This window comes from Acinetobacter sp. YH16042, assembly GCF_013417245.1.
Taxonomy (GTDB): Bacteria; Pseudomonadota; Gammaproteobacteria; order Pseudomonadales; family Moraxellaceae; genus Acinetobacter; species Acinetobacter amyesii.
In genome coordinates, this window is sequence record NZ_VPEJ01000038.1 from 1 (window position 1) to 11,535 (window position 11,535).

General features: G+C 38.1%; 13 protein-coding genes. 5 read left to right on the plus strand and 8 right to left on the minus strand.

Features of this window, described 5'->3' with window-relative positions:
• Positions 1–161 precede the first annotated feature (161 nt).
• Positions 162–1,133 carry a MobQ family relaxase gene (gene mobQ / locus FTV37_RS15735; protein ID WP_136144369.1) on the plus strand — a complete coding sequence of 324 codons (972 nt, stop codon included), beginning with the start codon at positions 162–164 and terminating at the stop codon, positions 1,131–1,133.
• The gene (locus FTV37_RS15740; RefSeq protein ID WP_004870960.1) at positions 1,130–1,600 is read left to right on the plus strand and encodes a hypothetical protein; all 471 of its coding nucleotides are present in this window, start codon (positions 1,130–1,132) and stop codon (positions 1,598–1,600) included. The genes mobQ and FTV37_RS15740 overlap by 4 nt, the downstream gene beginning before the upstream one ends.
• A gap of 114 nt (positions 1,601–1,714) precedes the next feature.
• On the opposite strand, the gene FTV37_RS15745 is transcribed toward FTV37_RS15740, so the two are convergent.
• The 5 genes from FTV37_RS15745 to FTV37_RS15765 form a co-directional block, all read right to left on the minus strand.
• Complete coding sequence (locus FTV37_RS15745) at positions 1,715–1,996, minus strand: type II toxin-antitoxin system YafQ family toxin (protein WP_001129137.1); 282 nt, start codon at positions 1,994–1,996, stop codon at positions 1,715–1,717.
• Positions 1,989–2,282, minus strand: a complete 294-nt coding sequence (locus FTV37_RS15750) for a type II toxin-antitoxin system RelB/DinJ family antitoxin (protein ID WP_004870963.1) — start codon at positions 2,280–2,282, stop codon at positions 1,989–1,991. The genes FTV37_RS15745 and FTV37_RS15750 overlap by 8 nt, the downstream gene beginning before the upstream one ends.
• A 134-nt stretch (positions 2,283–2,416) precedes the next feature.
• Positions 2,417–3,046 carry a hypothetical protein gene (locus FTV37_RS15755; RefSeq protein WP_078194520.1) on the minus strand — a complete coding sequence of 210 codons (630 nt, stop codon included), beginning with the start codon at positions 3,044–3,046 and terminating at the stop codon, positions 2,417–2,419.
• Positions 3,047–3,263: 217 nt separating this feature from the next.
• Complete coding sequence (locus FTV37_RS15760; RefSeq protein ID WP_225531289.1) at positions 3,264–3,830, minus strand: plasmid replication DNA-binding protein; 567 nt, start codon at positions 3,828–3,830, stop codon at positions 3,264–3,266.
• A 105-nt stretch (positions 3,831–3,935) separates the two neighbouring features.
• Positions 3,936–4,943 (minus strand): replication initiation protein, encoded by a 1,008-nt coding sequence (locus FTV37_RS15765; RefSeq protein WP_004967300.1) that lies wholly within the window; start codon positions 4,941–4,943, stop codon positions 3,936–3,938.
• 653 nt (positions 4,944–5,596) lie between these two features.
• On the opposite strand from FTV37_RS15765, the gene FTV37_RS15770 reads away from it, so the two are divergent.
• Positions 5,597–5,800, plus strand: a complete 204-nt coding sequence (locus tag FTV37_RS15770; RefSeq protein ID WP_004968112.1) for a hypothetical protein — start codon at positions 5,597–5,599, stop codon at positions 5,798–5,800.
• 1,816 nt (positions 5,801–7,616) lie between these two features.
• Positions 7,617–8,726 carry a hypothetical protein gene (locus FTV37_RS15775; protein ID WP_004968110.1) on the plus strand — a complete coding sequence of 370 codons (1,110 nt, stop codon included), beginning with the start codon at positions 7,617–7,619 and terminating at the stop codon, positions 8,724–8,726.
• Between the two features lie 102 nt (positions 8,727–8,828).
• Here FTV37_RS15775 and FTV37_RS15780 read toward each other — a convergent pair whose 3' ends face one another.
• Positions 8,829–10,154, minus strand: a complete 1,326-nt coding sequence (locus FTV37_RS15780; protein WP_180009761.1) for an ISNCY family transposase — start codon at positions 10,152–10,154, stop codon at positions 8,829–8,831.
• 200 nt (positions 10,155–10,354) lie between these two features.
• Here FTV37_RS15780 and FTV37_RS15785 point away from each other — a divergent pair, with 200 nt between their 5' ends.
• On the plus strand, positions 10,355–10,606 hold the full coding sequence (locus FTV37_RS15785) for a hypothetical protein (RefSeq protein ID WP_004969151.1): 252 nt from the start codon (positions 10,355–10,357) through the stop codon (positions 10,604–10,606).
• A gap of 23 nt (positions 10,607–10,629) precedes the next feature.
• Here the strand turns inward: FTV37_RS15785 and FTV37_RS15790 are convergent, their stop codons facing one another.
• Positions 10,630–10,944: a BrnA antitoxin family protein gene (locus FTV37_RS15790; protein ID WP_096902543.1), complete on the minus strand. Its 315-nt coding sequence runs from the start codon at positions 10,942–10,944 to the stop codon at positions 10,630–10,632.
• Positions 10,907–11,218, minus strand: coding sequence for a BrnT family toxin (locus tag FTV37_RS15795; RefSeq protein ID WP_096902542.1), 312 nt, complete (start codon positions 11,216–11,218; stop codon positions 10,907–10,909). The genes FTV37_RS15790 and FTV37_RS15795 overlap by 38 nt, the downstream gene beginning before the upstream one ends.
• Between the last annotated feature and the right edge of the window lie 317 nt (positions 11,219–11,535).

Below are 11,535 nucleotides of genomic sequence, written 5' to 3' on the forward strand. Positions count from 1 at the left end.
GCATAAGACCCTATGAATTGAAATTCAAGCGGGTAATATGCTATCGTGTTTTTCATGAAATGCGCACTTACGACTTGAATTTCATTCAAGTCATCGTTGCGTAAGGGGAATCCCCTTAACCCCAAAAAATTGCTACGCAATTTAAAAAGGCGAAAGAAAAAATGGCGATTTATCATTGCTCAACAAAAACAGTGAATCGAAGTTCGGGACGAACTGCGGTTGCATCGTCTGCCTACCGTTCAGGGGAAAAACTCAAAGATGAACGAACAGGACTAACCCACGACTTTACGAGAAAGGACGGTGTCGCCCATAGCGAAATTGTGTCTAACCTTGATATAGAAATAGACCGTAGCGAGTTGTGGAACTTGGCGGAACAGTCCGAAAACCGCAAAGATGCTCGAACCGCTAGAGAATGGGTGATTGCCTTACCTGATGAACTGGATGCAGATCAACGTAAGGACTTGGCAAAAGAGTTTGCCCAATCACTTGTTGATCGCTATGGCGTGATCGCAGATTTAGCCATTCACGAACCCAGCAAAAGCGGAAATGATAAAAACCATCACGCCCATATCATGCTGACCACCCGAAAAGCTGAATTAGACCCTGACAATAAACTCACTTTGACGACAAAAACCGATATTGAGTTAAGTAATGCCAAACGCAAAAGCCTAAATATGGGAACAACCCAAGACGACATCAAACAGATTCGGGAAACATGGGCGGATTTAGCCAATCACGCACTGGAGCGAGCAGGCTACCGAGAAAAAATAGACCACCGCAGCTATGCCGATCAGAACAATGGACTACAAGCCACCATTCATGAGGGGACTTCGGTCACTCAACTTCGTAGACAAGGTATAGACACCGAAATCAGCCGTTATAACGACCATGTGAAGCAACACAACGCCCAACACCTCAAACAACAGCAACAGCGCACAGACAGCGTTTTACAGCACGGTTTAAACCGTGCCGAGCAAGGCTTCGAGCAATGGCAGAAAAACCAAGAAGCTAAACGCCTAGAACAAGAACGCCAAGCCGAAATACAACGACAGCAAAAACTAGAGCAACAGCAAGCCGAGCGAGCCAACCGTAAAGCATCACAAGACTTAGATCAGGGCGGAATGTACCGATGAGCAACCAAAACGACCTAGATGACCAGCTCTATATTTTACTGGCATCTATGAAAGAGTATCGAGAAGCCATAGCAGACGATAACAAGCGATTAGAAGCGTTTTACAAGGAAGTGGCTAGCGGAGTACTCAATAAGACCGAAAAACACCTAAAAAACGCCAATCAGAAGCAAATAGACGCACTCAACAACAGTATTCGGGAATTAAACAATGCAACCAATCAACTTGACTGGCGATTCATGGCAATCTACGCCAGTGCTTTTGTTAGCTTGCTGATCGTTTTCTTTTTAGCATTATTTTTATATGTGCCGAGCATGGACGAAATCAAACAGCGTAGAGCAGACGTTGCATGGCTAGAACAAAAATACAGCCTAGATATTAAAAATTGCAATGGGAAGTCTTGCGTTCGCATCATGAAAAATGACTGTCACGGAGCGAATAAGGATTATTGTGTGATTGACCCAAAATAATGATTAGACAGTACTTTGCTCGGCTCTTGCCATCACCGAATCAATGACAGCAGTCGCAAAGTTGCCCGACTTTGAAACATGGCTAAAGCCATCTTTCAAAGCATCGAGCGATAGTCATCCAAAAATTTCGGAATGGCTATCCAACTGATGCAGTTCTAAAATATCGTCACCAACAAGCCTATAGATCAAGACTAAATCAGGCTTCACATGACAATCACGACAATTTTTAAACTCTGCACCACCCTTCAAGGGATGATCTAAATATTTTTCAGGCAAAGGATTATTTGCGACTAAACAATCTAATACTTCTGCCCATTCAGCCGTAACCAGTTCTAAATAACGTCTTTTAATATCACGTTTAAAAGAACTGGTTACGATAATCTTACGTTTAGCCATGTGCTTCTTCCGACATAGCTTTAATCGCTTCTTCTACCGTTTCGTACTCGGTGTACTCGCCATTTTCAATCTCTTTTAAAGATTGAAGTAACTTGGCTGCTGCTTTAGGAGTTAAAGCAGGTTCTCGTGCATAGTCAAAAGATAAAGGAATCGCTTTAGTTTTAACGATTTGATTCAAGAACAGTTTGAATGCTTGAGGCATAGTCAAACCATAGTCTTCCAAAATTGGGGTGACTTGTTCTTTTAACTCTGCTTCTAAGCGCATATTGAAATTGACTGCGGACATGATTCCCTCACTCAAAAACCATTAAAGTAAAGATAATATAAGTCATATTCTTTACTTTTTCATTACTTTTGATGTAATAAATGGTTTCTGACAACTGAATTTCGTATAACCGCCATTATGTTAAATGTATAACTTTATAAAGTGTTAATTTTAAAGTCTTCCAATGTTTTGCCTTTTTCTTCTAATAAATTATGAACAAACTCAGGCTCTAATTTCAGCATCAGTTCAATAGCATCATGGATTTTCCAAAATTGTAATTCAGGATGATCTATTATTTGGATTAAATGGTTTTTAATTAAAGGAATATATTCATCGTATTTTTCATCATCAATTAACCAAAATAAGCGACTAATATCAAATGGTTCTGTATTAGATATTTCTATAATCTTTTGTATAGGATGAAATATTTTTATTCTAGCCTGTTCACCAAATCCTAGATCAGCTTGGAATGCCCAATAACGAACAAAAGCTCTAAGTACATGCTGAAGTGTATCATCATAACCATGTAAACGATGATCTATATAACCAACTAATTTATTTTCATTTAATAAATTTACTAATGCATCAAAACCAGAGGATTGTCCCCAATTAGTCAGAAGTTTTGCTGCCTCAAATACAATATTTTCATCAGAAGAATTTAATAAATTTATGACTTGTTCTATACGATCTTCAGGAATATCTTCTGGATCTAAATCTGTTGCATCACATGCGTAATCTGCATGAGTAGGAACGTCATGCAGTAATACAGAAATTTCTTTATTCATTAAGCCACTCATTAATAATTATCTTAAGATTTTCTAAAATTAACATAATACGCCTTATGCGAAATGCTGTATAATTATCCCTATAATTCAACGCTGTAGTTTCTAGTTGATAGCCCGAACATCTCTGTCCGGGCTTTTTTTATGATTTTTCATGTTCCACGCTTAATAAGTAAGCAATGTTCCACACTTTTGTTTAGCTAAAAATAACAATAAAACCTTACTCATCTGTAAAAACTGCCCGAGCTAAACGGCCCAATAATCCCCTTTTTTTAGGTTCCGGTTCAACGTGTTCAGGAATAGGTATACGCTTGTTGTCTTCCCCAAAAGTAGTCAATGCGTCATAGTTCGACTCAATCTCTGGCCGAGGATCTGTTGCTATATTTAGATTAGTAGATTCATTTAGCTTACTAGTATTTTCTTGTTTTGGCTGTTCTAACGTGCCTTTAAACTCAATTCTATGAGTGAGATCTTCAATATGTTGCATCAAAGACTTTTCTCTTTGATTTGCTAAATCTAACTGATTTTTGAGTAAAGAAATTTGATCTTTTAATACATTTTCAATTTCAGACTGAACGTGTACCTGTACATCCTTCTGGACTTGTTCAGTACGTGTACTGGACTGAACACTGACTGGATTGCCATAAACTCTGATAAGTTCCGATAAGTCTATAAGTCCATCATGATCTCTTGATAATTCACCACTTTTTATAGATTCATAGATTGTTGTTCTTGATTTTTTAAAAGCTTTACTTGCGTCCATTATGCTAAATTTTGTTTTGTTCAATGTAATCCCTCAGCGCGTGTTTAAGCATGTTCATCTGAACATCTTAGCTGAACATATATCTTATTTTGAATTAAATCGTACTTTTCTAGGTATAGCAGCAATTTTTCAAACTTTTTGTTCAATAGTAAAGTCGATATTGAATTCTGCTAGTTTTTCAATCCATCTATTACCTTCGTTATTTTTAAAATCAATTTTTATTCTTTCTACTAATTCGTCTGTAGTCTCACCAGATTCTTTGAATCTCAAGCTCAATTCTTCACTTTGAATTATCGTTAAATAAACCATTTTTGCAGTTATTTTATTTTGCTCTTGGTTACTACCAGTTTCACTTTGTTGATTAGCTCCAATAGTTTTCTTTTTTCTAACTATAAAATTAACATGACTAGCTTTGCGTCCTTCTTTCTTGACTGCTTTAAACTCAATAGTAAGTTCTGTTTTAGAGTTAATGTCATCAATGTGGGGTTTAAGAATAGTACTTTTGAAATCTCTATATTCTGGGTATGAATTTTCTGCTAGACCTAAAGCACTTTTTAATTCTTTGATGGATACATCGAAATTAGACCGAAATTCATTTTGTACCAAGAATGGGTAAAGTTTTAAACCGTGACCATGTAAGGCAACAGCCGATTTAACTTTAAATTTTGTATACGAATTTTGTTTATTAAAAACATACATAATGTATAGGGCAAAATGCGTGAAAGAAATATAAAAACATCCATCCTTGTATGAGCATGTACTAATGAGTCTTGTTCGAATATCTCGATCTTTTCCAGGATGATAAAAAACTACACTGTGGTCGTAGAGAGCATCTACTACTCGGTTTAAGGCTACATAAGCACTGCTTGGCTTTAAGCCCGTCAATTCAGCATATTCTTTAGCTGTTACAGTGAATTCTGTTGTTTCATTGGGATCTGATGCTAGCCGAACTTTAGGGCTAAAAAAGAATAGCAATTTTAGAATATCGTCTTTTGGTGATTTCTCATGCTTCAATTGCCAGAAAATATTTTGAAAGACAGCATAGTCTTTTGGATAACGTTTGGCAGGTGCTGAAAGAGGAAAAAGAGATTTGTCATGTTCCTCAAAATTTTTAATTTTCTTTAATGATACAGCCATCTAAAATCACTATTCTTCTATTATGTGGTGGTATTTTCAATGCTACTTACCCCCACTTATTAAGTCAAGCATATCTTGATTACCACCTAACATTTCGCCCCCACTAACCTAACATTTCGCCCCCACTAACCTAACATTTCGCCCCCACTAACCTAACATTTCGCCCCCACTTAAAGTCAAAAACCTAACATTTCGCCCCCACTTAAAGTCAAAAACCTAACATTTCGCCCCCACTTTAGTGTCTGAAACACTGATATAGCAATACATTGAGACTGGCCGTAAAGCTTTTTAAAAGCTTTTTAAAAGCTATTAAAAGCTTTTAATAAAGCTTTTAAAATTAGTAAATGAAAAAATAAATGAAAAATTGCCCTTGGTTTTCGCTACGCTCAAACTCTATTGAATCTCGCTTTCGCTCGATTCGTGGGGCAATTTTTAGTTAATATTCTTGTTACTTTAAGAAAAGGCAAAAGCAACTCGGAATTCGCTTCGCTCATAAGTTTTTTATGCTCGCTTCGCTCGGTCTAGGTGCAAAGATCAGCATGTGATCTACTTTCAATTTGTTGAAGCAAATATTTTAAAAAGCAGTTTTTCAGGGAGTCTAGGCGCAAATTTTCGTTGTGTCGCTCGTAGACACTCGCTAAAGAGGATCTGAGATGAGCAAAGATAAAAAAGATGAAGATTTGGTTTCTCTCTCGATGAAGAACTTCAACAAACCACGATGGTTTAGAGCCAATGAAGATGGTGTCTTTTGTGAAGTAACTTGGGAGGAGTTCTTTAAAAACCATGATGACCCAACAGGGTTAGAAGATTTTATGACAGATCGAGAGCAAGATACACCAAGAGATGTGGATTTATAGCGCATGGTTTGCTGTATTTGGCGTTTTATTGGTCATTCCTATTCTACCTATAGGTTTTAGTTTAAAGTGCCTTAAAACGCAAATGGTGAGCATTTAGACAACCCACCTCGTTTCGATATTCTGTTGGCAAGAATATCCGAGGGGGTCTAAAAAATGCTTATAACGTATGCACCGTAAAATTTTGTCGAAGTGCCGATTGCCAACCAACCAACACCAAACTTTAAAACGCTAATTTTATTCATAAAATCAGAAAATATTTATCCTATGGTGGATAACAACCTCGAAAAACTATGTCTTCAGAAGTTTAGTTTAGTCCGAGCGACCAACTCGAACAGCAGGGGAGACCAATCCCCATTTAACCTTTTTGATTTCCCTGTGACATTAAATTCACAGCCTTCAAGCACTTTTACCATGCAAGAAGTAACACACTCAACTACAGTCCCCTGTAGCCTCAACATCACTCTTTCGCAAAACCACGATTCCCTTAACAAGCCATTTCTGACAACGGTAGCTATGGTCTTTTCCCAACTTTAGAGAGCTTAAATACTTTCAAAGAAACTATTTAAGCCTGCTCTAAAGAAACGTCCTATTCATTCACTTACTTAATGAATATTCCAATCCGATTAATAAATCTCCTGTGATTATAGATCCCTATCTATTTCACAAAAGACGAGCAAACTATTCAGACGTTTAACGGTACAACTTCGGCAAAAACAACTTACCTTATATGCGCTACTAAAGATCGCTCCAACACATCTATGCCGATAACTTAAAATAAGTTATTCAAATACTTAGGTGACAAAACCTAATGACATAAAAGTGCGTCCCAAGTTATCTTTTGAAGTCTTAACAAGCAGTACGCCCATCCACTAATTTTCTAAACCTTTTCCTTGCTTTTCGGTACGCAGTTCCAAAATACCGATTCCGCAGCTTAAAAAATATCATCATGGGTAGAACACTTACTTAGCACAGTCGATGAGGATTTCTCCCCACCTTTAACACGTTTAAGCTATACATCGACCTTTCGAGCCAAAATGGAATGTCATCACGACAAATTCACCACCTGACCCAAAAGTGCCACTCTCGCCAGCTTTCACCTTGATCGCCTGTACCCTCTCGAATACCGCAGAAGCCATCGTGTGTGCCACGCACCTCGCCAAACCATAAAGATTCAGCGAAGAACGGTAGTTATTAACGCTACTCTCCATCTATGGATTTCACTCACTATTTCTTCAAAAGCAGGATTTCAGCCCTTTCAGCCTAGAATGGGGTTTAACCCATTCGCCACCTTTCGGTGATTCCGTTTCCTTGTCGCCCAACTTCAAGAACCAACAATGAAGTGGATTGAGTAGAATTTGAGGGTAGGCAAAAGCCACCCCTCATCAGCCCTCATCAAAGCGTACCGAGCTACGTTTCCGCAGCAGTCCGCTTCGTCAAGCAGTTTTCAGGCTGTCAACCTTTCCACTGTGAGCTGTTGAAAATCAAAATTTTTAGTGTGCCTAACGGCACACTAAAAAACGGTTAGGTCTTTTAGGTGCGTTGGTCAGACACACTTCACAACTGATGAGAAAATCATAATGCACAAAAAATATGCTGTCTAGGTGCGTTCGCATGGAACTACTTATTACCCTCTTACAAACACCGTCTAGAAGTCCTTAAAACTTGCTTCGCAAGTTCACCATAGCTTCGCTATGGAAAAAGCAAAAAACAGCTAAAAACCAAAAATCCTTTTACTCGATTACAATGCTAGTTTTTGATCAAAAAACAGCGTATTTTGTGAATTAACCCTTGATAACAATGATTGGAAATATTTTGGATGATAATTTTTAGTCCACACACAAAATTTACAATGCAACGGCTCGCTGACCATGTTGCCAATGGCGCATATTTTTATTTCAGCTTTGAGTACGACAGTTCTAAGAAATCCATTGAATCCGTTTTGGATAAGATGACAGAGCGTTATGAGTTGGGTATTTCACCAAGACAGCGTTCTTACCGCCTAGAAAAGGGTCATCCTATTTGCACGATGATCGTGCAAAGAGATGTCTTTAATGAAAATAAATGGTTTCTGTATTGCTTATTCACTACGCCTACAAGTAGAGATTTCAATACTTTCAACGGTATTGAGATTAATAAACTTGCCAAAGAGTCGGAGCGTTTGAAGATTCAGACTCTTAAAGAGAAGTACAAAGGCTTTAAGTGGGATCTTGATTCGATCTCAGCAGAAAAGACCTTGATTGCAGACTACTTCAAAGATAATGAGCCAAAACAATTTGTCTTAAAAAATCCAATTGCTGTCAAACCTACTGCCCTGGTGACTATGGAGCTTTTTAGAGATACGCATAAGACTTATAAACAGCTCATCTTGGGTGATGAAAAAGACTACAAAGACAGAGTAAGGGCTTATACGTGGACTTGGCGATATACAAAGCAAAGTATTGAAAAAATTAAAACTAAATTTACTGATTCTATTAATAAATTGGCTAGTCAAAAAAATAGTTCTCTAGCAGAGAAGAACCGAGCCGACATTAAAAATCTATTCCTGATGGTTGAAACATGGTCTGTTTTCAAAGCAAGCCGTTCCCAAGCAGGGCAGATTATCCATTTTGCACAGCGTTTTTTAAAGTACAGGTCTAAGAAGCAGAAAACATGGATGCAGATGGAAATTGCTACACCACACTTGACCTATCTACCCCGATTGCCGACCTATGCGGATACGATCCATGAATATAATTACAGACGTAATCTTTTTGATGAATATGGTGTGGAAGTGCCTTTGAAACTCATTAAAGACTACTATGGTGGTGGCTATTACAACATACCGATTCAAGCCTATGTAGCTAAAGAATTAGAAATGCGTGAGAATGGCAAAGCCATTGCTCAAAAAGCGGATGAGCTTTACTTACAAGTGCTTGAAAATGAGTAAATCCGCTAAGAGAAGCTATTAAATACGGACTTTGAATAGGTTCTAACATGCAATGTTATTCCTAAGTAGAAATGTCCTACCTTAAAACCAAATAGAAATGTCCTATACCGACATTTCCAAGTCAAGCACAGGATTCAGATTTCGTTTTTGAATTGCTGTTTTCTGTGCACGTCTACGTGGCATAGCTTGAGAACGATTCCGTTTGTTTTGCTGTTCTAATTCTTCATGCTGTTGTTGAATATGGGCCAATACAGAACCCAAACGTTTATTCTCAACAATCTCTCGCTGGTTCAGCTGGCTTAATTTGTCGAAGATGCTGTAATTGATTTTTCTACCCTGATATTCAATTGCAACTGTACCATCCGGGTATTCAAGGAACTCAAGATACTTGCCAATCAATCTTTGGTTTTCTTCCGTGTTTTCCAGGAGATATACGCATTTATCATAAGTAATGGTCAGGCTGTTCGTGACTCTGCGGGGTTCACGCCAGGTAAAAATATCATCTAATTCTTCGGCTGTTTCAGTGACAGTCCGGTGTAGATCCTTGGGATTAAAGGCCATCTTGGCAAACTTCTGATTGAATTGCTCAATGAAGCAGGGTAGCCAGGCATTCGCTTGTTCAATCGAACAGATGCCTTCCAGGCGCATTTCTTTGATCAGACGGTCCTGAAGCGTTCTATTGGCTCGTTCTACACGGCCTTTGGCCTGTGGTGAATTAGCGAAGATGATATCGATATTGAGGGTACTGAGCACGCGTCCAAACTGGGTAATCTTGGTGTCTTTCTTACTGCTTTGATTCACCCTAAAGACTGAATGTTTGTCGCTGTAAAACGCTAAAGGCTTACCGTGCTGTTCGACATACAGGCGTGTCGAAATCATATAGTCAAAGGCTGATTCTGATTCACAGAAGCGTAAATGCTGCAATTTGCCTGTGGCATCATCGATAAATACCAGCAGACAGCATTTAGCAGCGCGTCCTTCAAACCAGTCATGGTGTGAGCCATCAATTTGGATCAGTTCACCATAACAGTCCCGGTTATAACGAGGCTGATACGGGCGTTTCAGGCGTTTGGAGCGAGGAATCCATAAATTAGCTGCAATCATCCAGGAACGTAGTGTTTCCACCGAGATGTCGAATCCATGAATGGTAGTGAGCTTTTCATGCGCTAAAGTGGGTCCGAAACCATGCAGTTGATCCGAAACAATATTGAGGCACTTGAGTCTGAGTTCTTCAGGAAGCCTGGAGTTGCTGATTTGACCACGTGCAGCATGGGCTAATGCAACTGGGCCTTGAGCTTTGTATTTCTGCAGTAAGCGTCTGATCTGACGTTCTGAAATATGAAGTAGCTGAGCAGCCTGGGATTGAGTTATGCGTTGATCGCAGATTTCCTGCAAGACCGACAATCGTTTAAGTTCTTTATCCGACATAGACACCAACATATCAAACCGTCCGCTTCGATAATCGCAAAAGCGCATATTCTAAAAGCGGACATTTTTACTTTGGAGAAACCGGACATTTCTACTTTGGGCTTACAATGCAAATTTCGTATAAGAGATTTTATGTTAAATAAGACTATTAAGATCAGTTATAATTATCCAATAAGTGATTAAAAATAATAAGGTAATTTATGTCTACATGGGTGTGGGTACTTATTTATTTGGCAGTTAGCTTAATGTTCAAATGGATTATTTCATGGGGTGGAGCTGATTATATTAAAGGCTGGAAGAGTATCTTTTTCTTAGATATGGAATCAAGCTCATGGAATGAAGAACAGCTTAGAGCTATGGCTTTGTTTCTATGGATAGCATTTACCATTCTTTTTATTATAGGTTTAATTTACCCCGAATTTAGATTCTATAAGCTTAAAAATAGTTTGTAAAAAACGGAGCTTAAGCTCCGTTTTTATGGGTGATTTTTTAAATCATTCAGCATTGCATCACGTAAAATCTTATTCATACGTGTCTGATAGCCTTTGCCTTGTGCTTTTAGCCATTGCATGACATCTGCATCAATGCGTACTGTAGTCACTTGTTTAGTTGGCTTATAAAACGGATTTTGGACAGCATTTTTCCAAAAGCTTTCATCAAGTTCAGGAATGTCGGAAAAGTCTATTTCACTGTCTGCGCGTTTAGCCAGAGCTTCAAGTCTTGCCTTTTGTTCTTCAGACAAAACAGGAGGTTTATTCAAATCTACTTTGTACGTAACGGTTTTGCTCATACTGTTTCCTCTCTTTTTTCTCTGCCTGTCGTGCCGAAATAATGCGGATATGATCCATCCCATTATGGTCTTGTACTGTGTGGGCCACCAATAAAACAGCTTGCCCATGTACCATACCTATCGCTTGCCAACGATATTCACCATTTTCAAAGCGATCCTGTTTATATAAGGCATGAGCATCGTAAAAAACCAATGTCGCATCTTCAAAAGCTATACCATGCTTTTTAAGGTTTATTTCTGCTTTATGCTCATCCCATGAAAACTCAATTTCCATAGTTGCATCGCTTTTTGTTAATATAAAAATGTTAATACAAAATTGTAAATTTTGCAAAGTTCTTCCATTTTTTATTGGCAAAAGCTTACAGAATCGAACATAAAAAAGCCGACTTGTTTCAAAATCGACTTTTTGCTGATTTCTTAGCCATGACTAAATTTTTAAGTCATTGATATTTATACTAATATACAAGTGTATTGCGTATAACCACCATTATGTTAAATGTATAACTTTATAAAGTGTTAATTTTAAAGTCTTCCAATGTTTTGCCTTTTTCTTCTAATAAATTATGAACAAACTCAGGCTCTAATTTCAGC

What these genes read in the sequence shown, in the direction of transcription:
- FTV37_RS15795 (WP_096902542.1), bottom strand. Translation starts at nt 11,218, where the DNA reads ATGGAAATTGAGTTTTCATGGGATGAGCATAAAGCAGAAATAAACCTT.
- FTV37_RS15780 (WP_180009761.1), bottom strand. Translation starts at nt 10,154, where the DNA reads ATGTCGGATAAAGAACTTAAACGATTGTCGGTCTTGCAGGAAATCTGC.
- FTV37_RS15750 (WP_004870963.1), bottom strand. Translation starts at nt 2,282, where the DNA reads ATGTCCGCAGTCAATTTCAATATGCGCTTAGAAGCAGAGTTAAAAGAA.
- FTV37_RS15765 (WP_004967300.1), bottom strand. Translation starts at nt 4,943, where the DNA reads ATGGCTGTATCATTAAAGAAAATTAAAAATTTTGAGGAACATGACAAA.
- FTV37_RS15775 (WP_004968110.1), top strand. Translation starts at nt 7,617, where the DNA reads ATGATAATTTTTAGTCCACACACAAAATTTACAATGCAACGGCTCGCT.
- FTV37_RS15740 (WP_004870960.1), top strand. Translation starts at nt 1,130, where the DNA reads ATGAGCAACCAAAACGACCTAGATGACCAGCTCTATATTTTACTGGCA.
- FTV37_RS15770 (WP_004968112.1), top strand. Translation starts at nt 5,597, where the DNA reads ATGAGCAAAGATAAAAAAGATGAAGATTTGGTTTCTCTCTCGATGAAG.
- FTV37_RS15755 (WP_078194520.1), bottom strand. Translation starts at nt 3,046, where the DNA reads ATGAATAAAGAAATTTCTGTATTACTGCATGACGTTCCTACTCATGCA.
- FTV37_RS15785 (WP_004969151.1), top strand. Translation starts at nt 10,355, where the DNA reads ATGTCTACATGGGTGTGGGTACTTATTTATTTGGCAGTTAGCTTAATG.
- FTV37_RS15790 (WP_096902543.1), bottom strand. Translation starts at nt 10,944, where the DNA reads ATGAGCAAAACCGTTACGTACAAAGTAGATTTGAATAAACCTCCTGTT.
- mobQ (WP_136144369.1), top strand. Translation starts at nt 162, where the DNA reads ATGGCGATTTATCATTGCTCAACAAAAACAGTGAATCGAAGTTCGGGA.
- FTV37_RS15745 (WP_001129137.1), bottom strand. Translation starts at nt 1,996, where the DNA reads ATGGCTAAACGTAAGATTATCGTAACCAGTTCTTTTAAACGTGATATT.